Source organism: Chryseobacterium gambrini, assembly GCF_027920505.1.
Lineage (GTDB): Bacteria > Bacteroidota > Bacteroidia > Flavobacteriales > Weeksellaceae > Chryseobacterium > Chryseobacterium gambrini.
Genome location: NZ_CP115857.1, coordinates 1,151,212 through 1,167,765, shown reverse-complemented (window position 1 = coordinate 1,167,765; position 16,554 = coordinate 1,151,212). Strand labels below are relative to the sequence as shown.

At 38.5% G+C, this 16,554-nt stretch carries 18 protein-coding genes; 7 read left to right on the top strand and 11 right to left on the bottom strand.

Annotation, left to right across the window (positions count from 1 at the left end; genetic code table 11):
* Positions 1–146 precede the first annotated feature (146 nt).
* From fdhD to PFY09_RS05120, 4 genes are all read left to right on the top strand, one after another.
* The gene (fdhD, locus tag PFY09_RS05135) at positions 147–1,022 is read left to right on the top strand and encodes a formate dehydrogenase accessory sulfurtransferase FdhD (RefSeq protein WP_271161662.1); all 876 of its coding nucleotides are present in this window, start codon (positions 147–149) and stop codon (positions 1,020–1,022) included.
* Entirely contained in the window at positions 1,019–1,369 is a 351-nt protein-coding gene (locus tag PFY09_RS05130) for a DUF7009 family protein (RefSeq protein WP_271161661.1), read from the top strand. The genes fdhD and PFY09_RS05130 overlap by 4 nt, the downstream gene beginning before the upstream one ends.
* A 30-nt stretch (positions 1,370–1,399) precedes the next feature.
* Positions 1,400–3,796, top strand: a complete 2,397-nt coding sequence (locus tag PFY09_RS05125) for an FdhF/YdeP family oxidoreductase (RefSeq protein ID WP_271161660.1) — start codon at positions 1,400–1,402, stop codon at positions 3,794–3,796.
* A gap of 111 nt (positions 3,797–3,907) precedes the next feature.
* Positions 3,908–4,822 carry a bestrophin family protein gene (locus PFY09_RS05120; protein ID WP_271161659.1) on the top strand — a complete coding sequence of 305 codons (915 nt, stop codon included), beginning with the start codon at positions 3,908–3,910 and terminating at the stop codon, positions 4,820–4,822.
* A 43-nt stretch (positions 4,823–4,865) separates the two neighbouring features.
* Here PFY09_RS05120 and PFY09_RS05115 read toward each other — a convergent pair whose 3' ends face one another.
* On the bottom strand, positions 4,866–5,501 hold the full coding sequence (locus PFY09_RS05115; protein WP_271161658.1) for an NTP transferase domain-containing protein: 636 nt from the start codon (positions 5,499–5,501) through the stop codon (positions 4,866–4,868).
* A 106-nt stretch (positions 5,502–5,607) separates the two neighbouring features.
* On the opposite strand from PFY09_RS05115, the gene PFY09_RS05110 reads away from it, so the two are divergent.
* Positions 5,608–6,750: a cysteine desulfurase family protein gene (locus tag PFY09_RS05110; RefSeq protein ID WP_271161657.1), complete on the top strand. Its 1,143-nt coding sequence runs from the start codon at positions 5,608–5,610 to the stop codon at positions 6,748–6,750.
* 155 nt (positions 6,751–6,905) lie between these two features.
* On the opposite strand, the gene moaCB is transcribed toward PFY09_RS05110, so the two are convergent.
* From moaCB to PFY09_RS05060, 10 genes are read right to left on the bottom strand one after another with little or no spacing between them, the layout of a single operon-like run.
* The gene (moaCB, locus tag PFY09_RS05105; protein ID WP_271161656.1) at positions 6,906–7,817 is read right to left on the bottom strand and encodes a bifunctional molybdenum cofactor biosynthesis protein MoaC/MoaB; all 912 of its coding nucleotides are present in this window, start codon (positions 7,815–7,817) and stop codon (positions 6,906–6,908) included.
* A 3-nt stretch (positions 7,818–7,820) separates the two neighbouring features.
* A complete protein-coding gene (locus tag PFY09_RS05100; protein ID WP_268054428.1) occupies positions 7,821–8,258 on the bottom strand; it encodes a molybdenum cofactor biosynthesis protein MoaE in 438 nt (145 codons plus the stop codon).
* Positions 8,251–9,360: a HesA/MoeB/ThiF family protein gene (gene moeB / locus PFY09_RS05095; RefSeq protein ID WP_271161655.1), complete on the bottom strand. Its 1,110-nt coding sequence runs from the start codon at positions 9,358–9,360 to the stop codon at positions 8,251–8,253. Before moeB ends, PFY09_RS05100 begins: the two co-directional genes overlap by 8 nt.
* Positions 9,361–9,363: 3 nt before the next feature.
* The gene (locus tag PFY09_RS05090; protein ID WP_271161654.1) at positions 9,364–9,594 is read right to left on the bottom strand and encodes a MoaD/ThiS family protein; all 231 of its coding nucleotides are present in this window, start codon (positions 9,592–9,594) and stop codon (positions 9,364–9,366) included.
* Positions 9,591–10,082 carry a molybdopterin-binding protein gene (locus PFY09_RS05085; protein ID WP_271161653.1) on the bottom strand — a complete coding sequence of 164 codons (492 nt, stop codon included), beginning with the start codon at positions 10,080–10,082 and terminating at the stop codon, positions 9,591–9,593. The genes PFY09_RS05090 and PFY09_RS05085 overlap by 4 nt, the downstream gene beginning before the upstream one ends.
* A 10-nt stretch (positions 10,083–10,092) precedes the next feature.
* Positions 10,093–10,827, bottom strand: a complete 735-nt coding sequence (locus PFY09_RS05080) for a sulfite exporter TauE/SafE family protein (protein ID WP_029293849.1) — start codon at positions 10,825–10,827, stop codon at positions 10,093–10,095.
* Between the two features lie 10 nt (positions 10,828–10,837).
* Positions 10,838–12,013: a molybdopterin molybdotransferase MoeA gene (locus PFY09_RS05075; RefSeq protein WP_271161652.1), complete on the bottom strand. Its 1,176-nt coding sequence runs from the start codon at positions 12,011–12,013 to the stop codon at positions 10,838–10,840.
* Positions 12,010–12,609, bottom strand: a complete 600-nt coding sequence (locus PFY09_RS05070; RefSeq protein ID WP_271161651.1) for a nucleotidyltransferase family protein — start codon at positions 12,607–12,609, stop codon at positions 12,010–12,012. Before PFY09_RS05070 ends, PFY09_RS05075 begins: the two co-directional genes overlap by 4 nt.
* Positions 12,606–13,586, bottom strand: coding sequence for a GTP 3',8-cyclase MoaA (moaA, locus tag PFY09_RS05065; RefSeq protein WP_271161650.1), 981 nt, complete (start codon positions 13,584–13,586; stop codon positions 12,606–12,608). The genes PFY09_RS05070 and moaA overlap by 4 nt, the downstream gene beginning before the upstream one ends.
* Before the next feature lie 7 nt (positions 13,587–13,593).
* Positions 13,594–14,712 carry an XdhC family protein gene (locus PFY09_RS05060; protein WP_271161649.1) on the bottom strand — a complete coding sequence of 373 codons (1,119 nt, stop codon included), beginning with the start codon at positions 14,710–14,712 and terminating at the stop codon, positions 13,594–13,596.
* Between the two features lie 246 nt (positions 14,713–14,958).
* On the opposite strand from PFY09_RS05060, the gene PFY09_RS05055 reads away from it, so the two are divergent.
* Both PFY09_RS05055 and PFY09_RS05050 read left to right on the top strand, forming a co-directional pair.
* Complete coding sequence (locus PFY09_RS05055) at positions 14,959–15,552, top strand: (2Fe-2S)-binding protein (protein WP_108410492.1); 594 nt, start codon at positions 14,959–14,961, stop codon at positions 15,550–15,552.
* The gene (locus tag PFY09_RS05050) at positions 15,549–16,526 is read left to right on the top strand and encodes an FAD binding domain-containing protein (protein ID WP_271161648.1); all 978 of its coding nucleotides are present in this window, start codon (positions 15,549–15,551) and stop codon (positions 16,524–16,526) included. Before PFY09_RS05055 ends, PFY09_RS05050 begins: the two co-directional genes overlap by 4 nt.
* The last annotated feature ends 28 nt before the right edge of the window (positions 16,527–16,554 follow it).

The following is a 16,554-nucleotide window of genomic DNA, read 5'->3' as shown; positions in this document are numbered from 1 at the left end:
ATAAATAACTGAAATGAGTTTACATCATTTCGTATCAGTCTGAGAAAAATATTGCTTTCGAATTTCTTTAAAAGCAATTGAATTTTCGTCTACCACTTATTTAAGGAATAAAATTTGTACCTTTATTTACCAATTACCATTATATTATGAAAGCCCATCTGTTATCAGATAAATCGGTAAAGCAGATAGAAATCGTTAAAGTTAAGGACAATATCAGTTTTCATTATACGGATGATGTCTCTGTAGAAGAACCGTTAGAAATAAGAGTTTCCTATTATTCAGCAGATAAAAAAGAATCTAAAAATATATCGGTTACCATGAGAACCCCCGGAAATGATGAAGAACTGGCGGTTGGGTTTTTATTTACAGAAGGAATTATAACCGATAATAAACAGGTTAAAGCCATTTATTCTTCAAAGGAAGAATGTTCCAGAAACAGCGGAAATATTGTTATTGTAGAATTAAATGAAGGTTTTGTTCCCGACCTTATGAAAACTGAAAGAAACTTCTATACAACGTCCAGTTGCGGCGTATGCGGAAAAGGATCCATAGAATCTATAAAAACAGTGAGAATTTTTAAAGATCAAAAAAGGCAAAACACAGAAGTCTCTCTGGATACGATCTATCAATTATCCGAAAAACTACAGTCGTTTCAGAATAATTTCAGTGCTACAGGCGGAATACATGCTTCCGGTATATTTGATCCGGAAGGCAATCTTCTGGCTTTGCGCGAAGATGTAGGAAGACACAACGCTCTGGATAAACTGATAGGTTATGCATTATCTGCAGATTTGCTTCCTATGGACAATAAAATTTTGGTTCTGAGCGGAAGAGCCAGCTTTGAACTCATTCAGAAAGCAGCAATGGCAGGAATTGCAACTGTTGCCGCAATAGGAGCGCCTTCAAGTCTGGCAATAGACCTTGCCAAAGAATTTGATATTACTTTATTAGGCTTTCTGCGGAACAACCGGTTTAATATCTACCATTCCGCAAGCCATTTTAAAATTGAAAATCTATTATGAAAATAAGAATAAAAGACAACTCCGTAAGATTTCGCCTCACTCAGTCTGAAGTAGCAGAACTCGGAAAAAACGGAAAAATTTCAAGTACCACACAATTTATAGACCGTCCTTTTATCTATTCTATTGAAAAAACAGAAGACGCAGAACTCTCATCGGCTTTCATCGATAATACCATGGTTTTAAAAATGCCTGAAACCATGATCGCTGAATGGATTTCCACCGACAGGGTAGGATTTGACGGACAATCCGGTCTGGTGAAAATTTTAGTAGAGAAAGATTTTGTCTGCATCGATAATACATTGGAAGATCAAAGCGACAATTATCCTAATCCGAATTTAAAATGCTAATTTTTTTCATTTTTTAAAAATGTAGAAGTCATGGGAAATAAAGAGGTATTCAATAAAAAAGAAGAAAACAGCGGACAGCCTTCGGCGGAATCTCCTTATAAATTAATGAATCTTAAACTTAAACCGCCAAAAGATTGGGCAGCAGGAGTTCCTGCAGTCGTTCATTCACTGGAACAGCTGGTTCTCAATGCCTCAGTCCTTCGTGGCGGAAGAGCACTTTTTACCATGAACCAGTTTGACGGATTCGACTGTCCAAGCTGTGCATGGCCCGATCCGGATGACGAACGTTCCAAACTCGGAGAATACTGCGAAAACGGAGCAAAAGCTCTGGCTGAAGAAGCAACCTCAAAAAAAATAGGAGCAGAATTTTTTAAAGAGAATTCGGTATACGATTTAGCCAAAATGACGGATTTTGAAATCAGCCAGTTAGGAAGAATTGCAGAACCGATGTATCTTCCGGAAGGAGCAACACATTATCAGCCGATAAGTTGGGACGATGCTTTTGCAAAAATTTCAGAAAAATTAAATGCTCTGGATTCTCCCGATGAAGCTATATTTTACACCTCCGGAAGAACCAGCAATGAAGCAACCTGGGTATATCAGTTGTTTGCCCGTGAATTCGGAACCAACAACTTCCCCGATTGTTCCAATATGTGCCATGAAACTTCAGGATATGCACTTTCCAGAAGCATTGGTATCGGAAAAGGAACCGTAAAACTGGAAGACTTTTATGATACCGATCTCATCATAATTATCGGACAGAATCCGGGAACCAATTCACCGAGAATGCTTTCTGCCCTTACAAAAGGAAAGAAAAACGGAGCAAAAATTATAGGCATCAATCCGCTTCCGGAAGCAGGGTTGAAAGGATTTAAAGATCCTCAGAACGTTCGTGCCTTACTCAATAAGCCTTTTGAATTGTCAGATCTGTATCTTCCTGTCAAGATCAATGGAGATATGGCGCTCTTAAAAGCCCTTCAGATCCTTGTACTGGAAGAAGAAGCAAAAAATCCCGGAAAAGTATTGGATCAGGATTTTATATCAAACAAAACAGCAGGTTTCGAAGCACTGGCTGAAGAATTAAAACGATATGACCTCAATTTTTTATCTGAACAATGCGGAATTTCTGTTGAAAGTCTGAAAGAAGTAGCGCAAATGATCGCTTCAAAAAAACGCATGATTATTTGTTGGGGAATGGGAATTACGCAGCAGCACAACGGTGTTGAAATGATCTACAATATCGTGAACCTTTTACTAATGAAAGGAAGCATTGGAATTCAAGGCGGCGGAGCTTGTCCTGTACGCGGTCACAGCAATGTACAGGGAAACAGAACATTGCTTATCAACCATCATCCCACCAAAGAACAGCTGGACAGACTTGAGGAATATTATGGTTTTAAAGTACCCCGAAAAGGAGGCTATGATGTGGTAAAATCGCTGAAGGCGATGCATGAAGGAAAAGTAAAATTCATGTTCTGTATGGGAGGGAATTTCCTTTCCGCAGCTCCCGATACCAGCTTTACAGCAGAAGCAATGCGCAATCTCGAAATGTCGGTGATGGTTTCTGTAAAACTGAACAGAAATCACCTGATTCATGGCAAAGAAGCCCTGATCTTACCGGTGATTTCCAGAAGTGAAAAAGATATTGTAAACGGAGAAATTCAGCATATAAGTACCGAAAATTCAATGGGCGTGATACAGGCTTCCAAAGGAATTCTAGACACGATTTCAGAACATCTAATCAATGAAACCCATGTTGCCTGCAGAATGGCAAAAGCGGTTTTGGGAGAGCGTTCCGTAGTGAATTGGGATAAATTCATCAACAGTTATGATGCCATTCGTGATGATGTGGAGCAATGCATTCCGGGATTTGAAAATTACAACGAAAGAGTAGTGCAGAAAGCTGGTTTTTATCTTCCGAATTCAGCGAGAGACGGAGTTTTCAACAGTGAATTCCATCCGGGAAAAGCAGCCTTCAATATAACATCCGTACCCGATAATTCGCTTGCCGATGATGAATATCTGATGGGGACCACCAGAACACACGACCAGTTCAATACAGTAGTTTATGGTTTAAACGACCGCTACCGTGGAATTTTCAATGAAAGGAGAGTGGTGATGATGAACGAAAAAGACATTGAAAAAGCTGGTCTGAAAGAAGGAGACCACGTAGATCTTTTCAATTATGATGATGGTATAGAAAGAATTGCACCGCTTTTTATTGTGGTAAAATATCCTATTCCGCAGAAAAGCACCATGACCTATTTCCCGGAAACCAATGTGTTGGTATCCATCAACAATGTAGTGAATGGAGCCAATATGCCCGCTTCCAAATATGTCCGAATCAAAATCAGAAAACACAATCCTGATATTTTTAAAAAGATCGACGAGCATATTATTGCCGCATCCGGAACAAGTTTGGAGTAATGCAATCGCTGTTATGAATCATTTTAAGCTTTAAAAACAACTTAAAATATATATCAGCTACGGAATAGTCATCGGATAAGTTTAAAATCTAAAATATTTTATAGTTCAATAATGATTATAAGAAAAAAGGAACACTGGTTCAGAATGCTTTTTGTATGGCATGGCTCCGTTTTGCCCGCTCTGCTTCCCCGTCTGGGATTGCTGTTGGCTTTTTCTTTACTGGTTACCTATTTTCACGGAAATATTTTTTCGTTTAAAGTTCCGCTGAATCCCGCACCACTTACCCTGTTCGGATTTGTTCTGGCATTATTTCTTGGTTTCAGGAACAATGCAAGCTACGACAGATTCTGGGAAGGAAGAAAACTGTGGGGAAATCTGCTGAATACTTCACGAACACTTACGCGACAGGCAATGACGTTGGGCAATAAAAATGATGATGTTTCTCTTCATAATTTCGTTCAGCTTATTAGTGCATTTGCTTTTGCGCTGAAGCATCAACTGAGAGGAACAGATGGCTACGAAGATTTAAAATCCAGACTTAATGATGAACACCTGAAAATCGTTGTAGCATCAAAATATAAATCCGCTGTTATTATACGGCTGCTTGCCGAATGGGTTCAGAAATTGAAAAATGAAGCTGTTCTTGATTCTGTACAGCAGACACGTTTTGATGAAAATTTTGATAAGCTCTCCGATATTCTTGGCGGCTGCGAAAGAATCATTTCAACTCCTATTCCGTACAGCTACAGAGTTCTGCTGCATCGTACAGTGTACATTTATTGTTTTTTGTTACCTTTCGGTCTTGTAGATTCGCTCGGATGGTTCATGCCGCTTATTGTGGTCTTTATAGCATACACATTTGTTGCATTTGAAGCCATTGCCGATGAAATTGAAGAACCGTTTGGAACGGATGCCAATGATTTAGCCTTAAATACAATGTGCCACATGATCGATGAAACGATCCACGAAATCACAGGAAAATCTATTGCTGTGCCTCAAAAAACGTCTCAGAATATTATTGATTAGGACTGTTGTTTATAATAAGTTTTTTAATGTATTTCCGAAACTTTTACATATTATTTCGTAAGATTTCCTTTGCTTTGATCAGCTCTTCGGGCGTATTTACATTCATTAAAAAATCCGGATTTTCAGCTTTCAGTATTTTTGCATCACTGTCAATTAGAGTCTTTCTTAATGAAGTTTTTCCTGTTGAAAGCAACTGAAGAAGCAAAGGATAGCTTTTGGGTTCCCAGATGGCAATTAATGGTTCCGGTAATCCGTCAGAAGGGCTTGCATAAGCTGTTGCCATTTTTTCAGGATCTCTGGATTGTATGATAAAATCTATTGAACTTTGGTCTAAAAGAGGAAGATCACAGGCAATAACCAGCCATGCTTTATCCCTCTGAAAATGGAATGCGGAAAGCAATCCTCCAAAAGGTCCCATATTTTGAAAAGTATCGGGAAGCGCTTTATAATCCCTGTTAAAATTTTCAAGCTGATCCTGTCTGCAGGAAATAAATACTTCATCACAGAATGGAGCTAAAATATCTGTCGCATGATACCGCTGTTCTTTGCCGTGCCAGTTGATTTTGTCTTTAGGATTTCCCATCCGCAGACTTTTTCCTCCGGCAAGGACGAGTCCGTTTAATTTTGGAAAATCATTCTTGGAAAGCATACTGCAAATATACTGAATGTTTTTCGGCAAAAGATTGCTTTAAACCCTACAAATATTCGGCGATACACAAACTTCTGAACTAAATTTAAAATTAACCTGAAAAAGTTCGCTATTTTTATAAATGAATTAGAATGTTATGATGGATAATGATTTTATTTACCTTGATTATAACGCTACAACTCCGGTTGATAAAAGGGTAGTGGATGTGATGCTGCCTTACTTCAATGACTTTTATGCAAATTCAGGAAGTTCCCATCTTTTCGGGCTTACTGTAAAAGAAGCCGTTGAAAATGCATCTGAAGAAGTAGCGGAACTCATTGGCGCAGATACTAAGGAAATTATTTTCACATCCGGAGCGACGGAATCTGTAAATTTTGCTATAAAAGGACTTAAAAAAGATCATGGTAAAAACCATATTATCACAGTTTCCACAGAGCATAAAGCCGTTTTAGATACCTGTGTGCAACTCGAAAAAGATGGATTTCAGGTCGATTATCTCAATGTAGATCATTTGGGAAATATCAATCTTGCTGAGTTGGAATCATTGATCACTGAAAAAACGTTGATGGTCTGTATCATGTTGGTGAATAACGAGACAGGAGTCATCCATCCCATAAAGGAAATCGCAAAAATAGCGCATCTAAAAGGCTGCTTTGTTTTCTGTGATGCAACACAGGCTGTTGGAAAAATACCTGTGAACGTAAAGGAATTGAATACCGATCTGATGGCTTTTTCAGCCCATAAATTTTACGGACCCAAAGGAATAGGCGCACTTTATATTGCTTCCGCGATTAAGAATAAAGTACAGCCGCAAATTCAGGGGGGAGGACAACAGAATAACCTCAGAAGCGGTACTTTAAATGTTCCGGGAATTATCGGATTGGGAAAAGCAGCCGAGATCGCACTTATGGAGATGGAACAGGATGCTCAAAAAATTAAAATGCTAAGAGATCATCTTGAAAATAAGCTGCTGAAAATTCCTCAGACAAGCATCAATGGAGATCATTCCGCAAGAATTTTCAATACCACCAATATCTGTTTTGAAGGTATTTATTCTGAAGATCTTATTCTTTCCTTAGGAAATATCTGTGTTTCAAGTGGTTCTGCCTGTAATGCCGTTACAACCAAACCTTCTCACGTGCTCCAGGCAATGGGAATGAGTGATCGGGATGCATTGGCTTCAATACGATTCAGCATAGGAAAATATACCACTCTTTCGGAGATTGAAACCGCTGTGGAAAAAATAGAGAAAACAGTTCTTCTCCTGAGAAATAGATAATTAGTATGAGTTTAAAGAACAAAGCAAATATCAATAGAAATGGACTTTAGCCCATTTTAACGATTAAGATGGAAAATTGGCTTTAGCCAAAACTTGTCATTAGTTCCGGCTCAAACCAATTTTCATTGGTAATTGTACATAGAAGTGATTGAACATCATGAATGTCCGTCTCCCTTTTTTACGGAAAATACATGTAAAACTTGCGGAAACAGTGCCTGAACATATTCTTTTACCGCACCGGAAGATCCCGGAAACGTTAAAATCAGCATATCATCAGAAAATCCGGCGATTCCTCTGGAAAGCATGGATGTTTTCACACGATCCTGTCCATAATTTCTTGCGGTTTCCATAATTCCCGGAATTTCTTTGGTAATGAATGATAAAACCGCTTCTGGCGTAACATCACGATCCGAAAGACCCGTTCCACCTGTAAAAACAAGAAGATGACAGCCTCTATTTTTAAAGAATTCTATTTTTTCCTGAATGGCAGAAACATCATCAGGAACCACTGAATAATCAACATTGCTGATTCCCTGATTGTTAAGAGATTCTACCAAAAGTTTTCCGGAAGTATCATTTTTAAGTCCCTGAGAAACAGAATCACTGCAAACAACTACTGCGGCGGTAAGATTTTCCGTTTCAATATTTTTCTGACTGCTTTTTCCGCCCTGCTTTTCCAAAAGCCGGATATTGGCAATCTCTACATTTTTATCAATCGGTTTCAGCATATCATAAATAACCAAAGCTGCTACAGAAGCTCCATGCATGGCTTCAACTTCAACGCCGGTCTTATAAATGGTATGAACTTCAACGGTGATGTTAATATCCAAACCACTCATTTCATAATTAATTGCGGCAAATTCCACAGGCAAAGGATGACAGTCCGGAATAACATCGCTGGTCTTTTTTATCGCCAGTAAAGCGGAAGCTCTTGCAAATTCAAGAACGTTGCCTTTCGGAACCGTTCCGTTTTTTACAGCTTCTACCGTTGAAATTGCTGAAGTTTTTATCGTTGCCGCTGCAATCGCTTTTCGCAGCGTAAAGGTTTTAAAAGTAATATCTACCATGGTTTATTGGTTTGTTTTCCATTGATGCGTTTCATCCTCAAAAATTTCTCTGCCCCAGATCGGGAGTTCGTTTTTTATACGTTCCACCACTTCGTTACAGGCTAAAGTTGCTTCTTTGCGGTGTTTTGATGAGGTAAACACAAAAAGGCATATTTCTCCTGCATTCACAATTCCCAAACTGTGATAAATATGCATGCAGGTCAGATTATATTTTGCAAAAATTTCTTCCCGTATCGCTGCCATTTGAGATAAGGCTAAATCTTCGTAAGCTGTATATTCTATCGCTTTTACCGTTTTACCGTCAATTTCATCTGCGCGGATCTGTCCCAGAAAAATCTGATGCGCTCCAATTTCCGTTTTTGCGGAATGTTTGGTAATGCTTTCCGCGATGAATAAAGGTGAAACAGGACTGTTCTGAAATATATTTTTAATCTTACTCATGAGTTTCTTTATTTAAATGATTAATTCCGCCTTCCAGATGACTGATGCTGTATTCCGGTTCTAAAATTTCCTGTAAAATTTTCGCTCCGGACAGGCTTCTCTTACCAGATTGACAGACAACAATGACATTTCTGTTATTGATCTGGCTTACATTTTCTTTTAGTTGAGATAATGGAATCGAGATATACGGAACATCCAGTTTTGGTTGTTCTTCCGGTTCGCGAACATCAATAACAACCGTATCGGGAAGTTTTACGGCTTCTTTAAATTCTGAAGGAGAAATATTTTTAATTCCGGCAAATTCAATTCCGCAGTGAAGCTGATAGTTCATGTTCTCAAATTCTTCAATACTGTAAGGAATATTTTTATCCGTTAAATTTAACGAAGGAATTTCAAAAACAGCAGTCTGATAACTTAGAATATCGATTGTCATTAATTTATTGATCAGCGGTTCTCCGATTCCTGTCATTAGTTTAATGGCTTCCGTAGCTTGCAAAGTTCCGATAACTCCGGGTAAAACGCCCAAAACTCCTGCCTCGTTACAGTCAGGAACCTCTCCCGGATTTGGAGGTTCAGGGAAAAGATTTCGATAATGGGTTGTAAAACCTTCTTTATTTCTGACATTAAAAACAGCAATCTGACCTTCGTACTGATAGATTGCCCCGAAAATAAGAGGTTTTTCTAAAATCCGGCATACATCATCAAGCAAGTAGCGTGTTGCGAAATTGTCGGTACAGTCTATAATGACATCATATTCAGAAACAATATTAACTGCATTTTGGGAAATTATCCGCTCGGAAAAAATCTTAAAATGTACTTCGGGATTCATCGCATTCAGCCTTTCGAAAGCAGCTTCGGTTTTCAGTTTTCCAATGTCACCCGAATTGTAAAGGATCTGTCGGTGCAGATTGCTCAGCGAAACATGGTCATCATCTACAATTCCGATATTGCCGACTCCGGCTGCGGTGAGATATTGGAGAACAGGACAGCCCAAACCTCCTGCTCCAATCACCAAAACTTTCGCTGAAGCAAGTTTGTCCTGAGCTTCGATACCGAAACCCTGTAATTTAATCTGTCTGTCATAGCGTTCTGAATTCAACATAATTTATCCTCCTGAATAAGGTGGCATTAAAGCTGCCACATCGTTATTGTGTAGTTCGGTGTTTTCTGAAATAATCTTCTGATTCACTGCAATTCTCAGTTTTAAATCTTTCAACTTTGGAAATTTTTCATTCAGCTGATTGAGCAGTTGATCGGTATTTTCCGCTTCCGCTTCAAAATCCGGACCTAAAATCTCTTTCAGTCTGCCAAAGCTTATTATTTTTACAGTACTCATTCATTTACTTTTTTTAGCTGAATGGTTTTCAGCATTTTTACATATCGTCTTCCGGTCGCAAAATCAGTAGAAGACAGGGTAGAAATGCCATCCTTTGGTCTGTTTTCGATTTCCGGAATTATTAAAATATTATCACCAACAGTCGTGTTAAAAATTTCGTTCCACGAAAAAACAACTTTATAGCCGTCTTCTGCAATGCAGGTAATGTAGTATTCGCTTAAAACTTTTGGTGATTTTTCTTTAAATGAAATTTTTGAAAGAACATCTTTCAGCAAAACACCTTTTATATTTTTAAGGGTAGATTTGTATTCCTTTAAATGGTTGGTAATCTGTATGCTGTCTATTGTATGTTGTGGATATTTCAAAAGTTCGGCGGATGTTACAATTGTTTTTTGGTTATCCGGAGCGATAATCTCAATGCTTTTTGCAGATTGGGCAAAAGCAACAGAAGTACAGAAAACTGTAAGAAGTAAAATAAAATTTCTCATTTAATGATCTTTAAATAGTGCTTGATATTAATTTATAGGAAGCCATTAAAAGTACTACAGCAAGTACATATTTCAGACCGTTTTGGTTCAGTTTTTTTGAAGCTAAATAAGCACCAAGCAATCCTCCTGCAAATGCACAGATGATGTACATCCACATATCGCTGGTAAAGGCGATCTCTTTGGTAAACATTCCTCCTAAACCTGCCACGGAATTAACAAAAATAAAAGCAGCGCTGATCGCGGCGGTCTGTTTCTGGTTGGTCCATTTCAGTAAAATCAGCACCGGAGATAACAAAATTCCTCCCCCAATGCCAATCATTCCTGATAATAAACCGATCACTCCTCCAAAAAGTAAAGATAAATAGATTTGGGGATCTTTCAGCTCACTGTCATCCGGACTTTTAAAAAAGAAAAAACGGAAAACAGGAAATAGCAGTAAAATACCTAAAATTCTTTTGTACAAAGTATCTTCAATATGAATCATTCCACCCACGAAAGCTAGAGGAATAGACGCTAAAGCAATCGGAATGAAGATCCTGAGTTTAAAATGTCCTCCCCGATAATATTGTATAAAAGAAGTAAGCGAGACGAAAAGATTAAGCACTAAAGCGGTAGGTTTCATTTCTTTGGGAGCTATTCCGTACAAAGCCATTAACGCCAGATAACCGCTTGCACCGCCGTGTCCGACTGCTGCATATAAAGCTGCAATGACAAATAAGATCAGATAAAAAAATTCTACATTCATTATTTGATTTTTATTTTAATACAATAATTTCAACCTCTTCATCTTTTTTACAACCTTCCGAATCTTCAGGTAAAATCATCAGACAATTGGCTTCTGCAAAAGACTGGAGACGATACGATTCCTGCGCATGAAGCGGCGTTACTTTTCCGTTTTCATAGGTTGCTTTCAGGAAATGGGTAAGACCTGTTTTCTTTCCATACGAAGAAGTGGAAGTTGCATTGGTTCTTTCCGTAATCGCCGGACTTTTCATTATTTCTGAAAGTAATGGCGAAATATATAAATAAAAACACGTTAATGCTGATGAAGGATTTCCGGGTAACCCGAAAACAAGTTTTTCTCCCTTCGTTCCAAAATAGAAAGGCTTTCCGGGTTTCTGGCGGATTTTATGAAATTTCTGCTCAACGCCGCATTGTTTAGTAGCATCAATTACAAAATCGTAATCGCCGACACTTACGCCGCCCACCAAAATCACAATATCTGTTTTGGAAATGGCGAGATCCAGCGTTTTTTCAACCTCAGAAGGATCATCTTTTACCCAAAAACTTTTAACGGCAGTAATTCCACACTGTTTTAAAACACTTTCCAACTGATAGGAATTGGATTCATACACCTGACCGAAGTTTAAATTTTCTCCCGGTTGTACAAGTTCGTTCCCCGTAAGAATTAATGAAACCGATGGAGGAGCAAAAACGTTGATTTCCGTACATCCGATTCCGGCGAGATATCCGATGGCAGCAGCCGAAAGATAGCTTCCTGAACGTATTGCCACACTGTCTTTTTTCGCATCGCTTCCTGCATTTCGTACATGTAACCCTTTTTCGAGGTCGTTATCATGAACCGTGAGATATCCGTTTTCTGTCAAAGCTTTTTCCTGCATAACGATGGTGTCTGCACCGATGGGAAGGGGAGCTCCCGTAAAAATGCGACAAGCATTCCCTTTTTCGAGATGAAACTGCTCTGTAGATCCCGCCTGCATTTCGCCTGAAATTTTCAGCTTTACATCTTTATCTTCAAAACGGATCGCATAGCCGTCCATTGAGGACTGTGAAAAATTCGGGATGTTATATTTTGAATAAATATCTTCTGCGGTTGTATGTCCGAATGCTTCTTTCAAAGGAAGAATCCGGGTTTTTCTTTCCGGAATATTTTGTTCGATTATTTTTTTTGCTTCTTCTACGCTTATCATGGTTGGGTTTTTAAATGATTATAATCTGACGGAGTATCAATATCAACAGCGCCTTTCTCAAATTCAAAAGATTCCACATCGCTCATATTCTGCTGAATGATCTTTTTAGCGCCCTGTTCACCGGTAAGTTCCGTTAACGGTTTAAAATATTTTTTAGAAAATAAAGCAGGAACGCCCAATGTATCGGCATACTTTGTGACAACAATTTCCTTTCCTGAAGTTTCCTGCAACTGAAGCATTTTTGAAAATAAATCACTCGTAAGATAAGGCTGATCGCATACCGAAATGAAACATCTTTCCATTTCCGGAAACAGACCGGACAGTGTTTTCATTCCTGATTGTATGGAGGAAGCCATTCCAGATTCCCAGTTTTCATTGATAACGATGTGTATATTTTTATTTTTAATGACAGAAGATATTTCATGATGACGAGCTCCGAGAACCAAAACGATTTGATTCGGATCGAATATTTCTAAGGCAGTATCAGTTATTCTTTCTAAAAATGTTTTTCCCTGATACACCAAAAGCTGTTTCGGAGATCCCATTCTGGAAGAATTTCCGGCTGCCAATACTATAATTCCTGTATTTTTCATCATCCGCCAATATTGATCATACTTCTGTTCTGAATGATTGATGTGTTTATTTTTTCAAATTGTTCATTCAGTTGTCCGCCCTGCGTTTTTGCTTTGGACCTGATCGCAGATTCTATAATCGGTAAAATATCTTCACCGTTTCGTAAAGGCGTAAGAAGATCGGTTTCCTTTTTTGAAAACAGACAGTTCTTTAATTTTCCGTCTGCAGTAAGCCTGATTCTGTTGCAGCCGCTGCAAAACGGTTCGCTCATTGTGCTTATAATCGAAAAGCTTCCTTTATGTCCATCAATGCTGTACGGCTTTGCCGTGTCATGAAAACCGACAGGAAGCGGATTAAAATCATATTTTTCCCTGATGATGTTCAGAATGTCTTTTTGTGTCATGACCTGATTGCTGCTCCATCTGTTTCCGCTGAAAGGCATAAACTCAATAAACCGAACTTCTACAGGATGATCTTTTGTAAAAGCGATAAAATCTGAAATTTCATCATCATTAATATCTTTCATGGCAACAACATTGATCTTGGTTTTGATGTTATGTTGTAGTAAAAGATCAATATTTCTGAGGACGCGGTCAAAATAATCGCGGCGGGTAATCTTCAGGAATTTTTCCTTCTGTAAAGTATCAAGGCTGATGTTAATGCTCTGAAAATCTGACTGAATAATTTCGGGAAGCATATCATCAATTCGGATTCCGTTGGTGGTACACGTCAATTGTACAGGCAGTTTTCCCAGATTTCTGATGATCTTTGAAGCATCTTTTCTTACGAACGGCTCACCTCCTGTAAGTCTGATTTTAGTAACGCCGTGCTTAACGAATATTTTTGCGATGGTATCAATTTCATCCGCCTGCATCAGTTTAGCATGCGGTGTGAAATCATAATTTTCTTCCGGCATACAGTAAAAGCAGCGCAGGTTGCAATTGTCCGTTAAAGATATCCGAAGATAATTATGGGTTCTTCCGAATTGATCTGTTATCATAATTTCCTTATATACTGAGAATATCAGTATGCATTTTTTCTGGTTTATCCCTTAATGAGGAACCTTTTTTTCCGCTTAAGACCGCTTTGATCTCTGCAATTACGGAAATGGCTATTTCTTCCGAAGTCTCTGCACCAATATCTATTCCAACCGGACCAAAAAGTTTATTTAATTCTTTTTCTCCGACCGTAATTCCTGAATTTTTAAGATCATCCATCATTCTGTTGAACCTTGTTTTAGGACCCAATAATCCTATATATTGTACAGGTTGATGGATAATGAGCTTCAGCAAAGCGAGATCATAATTATAATTGTGCGTCATCATCACAAAAACCGTTGCTTCATCAGTTTCTATGGTCTTCATGATTTCTTCAGGTGTTGCAAGCAATATTTCATCCGCAATAGGAAATCTCTTTTTCAGGGCATGTGTTGCTCTTCCGTCTGCAATTACTGTTTTCCAGCCTAAAATGGAAGCCGTTTCTACCAAAGGTTTAACATCGTTTCCGGCTCCTGCAATAATCAGAGTGGTCTGTGGCGGAACATATTGCAGTAGAATTTCATTTGACGAAATCTGAGTCAGGATATTTTGTTTTTTTTCTAAAACTTCTGAAGAAAAACGATTTAGTTCACTTTCTGAAGTACAACCTGAGTCCGATATTATTGTATTTTCCTTTTTTATCAATCCTACAGTTCCTGTCTGTTTAATTCTTTTTTCCAGCGAAAATATGGTGATAATAACAGATTCATCTCTTTTTTCCGTTGTTTTCTCTAAAAGGGAGATTGGATTTTTAGGGTAATTTTCATCAATATATTCAAAAAGAATATGCACAATTCCGTTACATCCCAACTGAACGCCAAATTCCAGATCATCCGGATTACTGGTATCATACGTAATGAGCTTATTGTTTTTCTGATGAATGGCGAGTAATGCTTTTCTCAAAGCATCACCCTCTAAACATCCTCCACTGATGGCGCCTGTAAGCTGTCCGTCTTCTGTAACCAACATTCTCGCCCCTGCTTGTCTGTATGAAGAACCTTCTACCTTTACCACCGTTGCCAAAGCAGCCTTTAACCCATTTAAATGTGCCTTTTTATATGCTTTTACAATATCATTGATCTCTTTCATCCGAAAACATTTTTATGGATTACTTCTTGTTTTTTCAACTTATGTATGATTTTTGTTGAGATAAAATCATTAAAAAGTTATTATATATTCAAATTTACATAAATATTATCTGTTTTTTTCGCAGCCTCAACCAAAACTGTAATATTGGTATATAAAACTGTAATGTATATCATCAATTTCTTATTTTAATTGATGATATTTGTTAAAACCTATCCGTATACAATTATATTGATTAAAAAATAACTTATGGAATTAAAAGGACAATACAGCAGGAGGAGCTTCCTCAAAGTTTCAGGATTACTGGCTGGTTTTATGGCTATTCCGTCTTCGGTAAAAGCATTTTATCAGGATGTGAAACAGTATCTTGTTCCCAAGAAAAACGTATCCAGACTTACGCTTTCCATCAATAAAAAAAGTCATACCCTTTATGTTGATACAAGAACTACCTTATTGGATCTGTTCAGAGAACAGTTAAATCTTACCGGATCTAAAAAAGGCTGTGACCACGGACAATGTGGCGCCTGTACCATCCATATCAATGGGGAAAGAGCCCTGAGTTGCCTTACTTTGGCGGCAATGGCTCAGGGAAAAGAGATTACAACCATCGAAGGTCTGGCAAACGGAGATGAGCTTCATCCGATGCAGAAAGCCTTTATAGAATGTGACGGTTTCCAGTGCGGATATTGTACCCCGGGACAGATTATGTCTGCTGTTGCCTGCGTTAATGAAGGTCATGCAGGTTCTGTAGAAGAGATTAAAGAATATATGAGCGGTAATCTTTGCCGTTGCGGAGCGTATAACGGTATTGTTCAGTCCATCCAAAAAGTTGCAGCCCAATGAGACCATTTAATTTTGAAAAAGTAAAATCTGCTGCTGAAGCTTCTGCCATGAAATCAGCAGTCAGTCAGTATATTGCAGGCGGAACGAATCTGGTAGATCTGATGAAAAAAAACATTGCCCAGCCAGAAAAACTGATTGATGTTACCACGGCATTATCCGATGCGGTAAATCATCAGAATAACAAATTGCAGATTGGTGCAATGGCAAGTAATACCAAAGTTGCAAATAGTAAAGATGTGACGGAAAAATTTCCTCTCATTTCAAAAGCTATTTTGGCGGGTGCTTCACCACAGATCAGAAATATGGCAAGTTCGGCGGGAAATCTGTTGCAGCGAACCAGATGTCCTTATTTTTACGATGTTACAACGCCATGCAATAAAAGAAAACCCAACAGCGGTTGCAGTGCCATTGATGGCACAAACCGGATGAGTGCCGTTGCTGGATATAGTAATCAGTGTGTTGCGGTTCATCCTTCAGATTTTTGTGTGGCTCTGGCTGCATTGGATGCAACCGTAACCGCTCAGACAAAAGATCAGAAAGAAATTAAAATACCATTTAAAGACTTTCATAAACTGCCGGAAAATACTCCGTGGCTCGATAACAATCTGCCGCAGGATGCGATAATAACCAATATAGAAATTCCTGATAATGCTTTCGGGAAACATTCTGCTTATGTAAAAGTGAGAGACAGGACTTCATACGCTTTTGCATTGGTTTCGGTTGCAGCAGCACTGGATCTGGACGGGAAAAGAATAAAAGATGCCCGCTTAGCTTCAGGAGGTGTGGCACATAAACCCTGGAGATGGTTGGAGGCAGAAAAATTTCTGAACGGAAAAAAAGCTACGGTAGAAATCTTTGAGGAAGCTGCGAAACTGGCAACCAAAGATCTGAAACCCTTGTCTGAGAACGGTTACAAAATACCGATGCTTCAGGGAGCTATCGTTACAGCATTACAAAATTGTGTGAATCAATAAGGTTGGGATATATTAAAAAGTAACAATT

Coding starts and splice junctions, on each gene's coding strand:
- moaCB (WP_271161656.1), bottom strand. CDS start 7,817: ATGGTAGATATTACTTTTAAAACCTTTACGCTGCGAAAAGCGATTGCA.
- PFY09_RS05060 (WP_271161649.1), bottom strand. CDS start 14,712: ATGAAAGAGATCAATGATATTGTAAAAGCATATAAAAAGGCACATTTA.
- moaA (WP_271161650.1), bottom strand. CDS start 13,586: ATGATAACAGATCAATTCGGAAGAACCCATAATTATCTTCGGATATCT.
- PFY09_RS05085 (WP_271161653.1), bottom strand. CDS start 10,082: ATGAGAAATTTTATTTTACTTCTTACAGTTTTCTGTACTTCTGTTGCT.
- moeB (WP_271161655.1), bottom strand. CDS start 9,360: ATGTTGAATTCAGAACGCTATGACAGACAGATTAAATTACAGGGTTTC.
- PFY09_RS05080 (WP_029293849.1), bottom strand. CDS start 10,827: ATGAATGTAGAATTTTTTTATCTGATCTTATTTGTCATTGCAGCTTTA.
- PFY09_RS05075 (WP_271161652.1), bottom strand. CDS start 12,013: ATGATAAGCGTAGAAGAAGCAAAAAAAATAATCGAACAAAATATTCCG.
- PFY09_RS05130 (WP_271161661.1), top strand. CDS start 1,019: ATGAAAATAAGAATAAAAGACAACTCCGTAAGATTTCGCCTCACTCAG.
- PFY09_RS05100 (WP_268054428.1), bottom strand. CDS start 8,258: ATGAGTAAGATTAAAAATATATTTCAGAACAGTCCTGTTTCACCTTTA.
- PFY09_RS05050 (WP_271161648.1), top strand. CDS start 15,549: ATGAGACCATTTAATTTTGAAAAAGTAAAATCTGCTGCTGAAGCTTCT.
- PFY09_RS05120 (WP_271161659.1), top strand. CDS start 3,908: ATGATTATAAGAAAAAAGGAACACTGGTTCAGAATGCTTTTTGTATGG.
- PFY09_RS05125 (WP_271161660.1), top strand. CDS start 1,400: ATGGGAAATAAAGAGGTATTCAATAAAAAAGAAGAAAACAGCGGACAG.
- PFY09_RS05090 (WP_271161654.1), bottom strand. CDS start 9,594: ATGAGTACTGTAAAAATAATAAGCTTTGGCAGACTGAAAGAGATTTTA.
- PFY09_RS05110 (WP_271161657.1), top strand. CDS start 5,608: ATGATGGATAATGATTTTATTTACCTTGATTATAACGCTACAACTCCG.
- PFY09_RS05070 (WP_271161651.1), bottom strand. CDS start 12,609: ATGATGAAAAATACAGGAATTATAGTATTGGCAGCCGGAAATTCTTCC.
- fdhD (WP_271161662.1), top strand. CDS start 147: ATGAAAGCCCATCTGTTATCAGATAAATCGGTAAAGCAGATAGAAATC.
- PFY09_RS05055 (WP_108410492.1), top strand. CDS start 14,959: ATGGAATTAAAAGGACAATACAGCAGGAGGAGCTTCCTCAAAGTTTCA.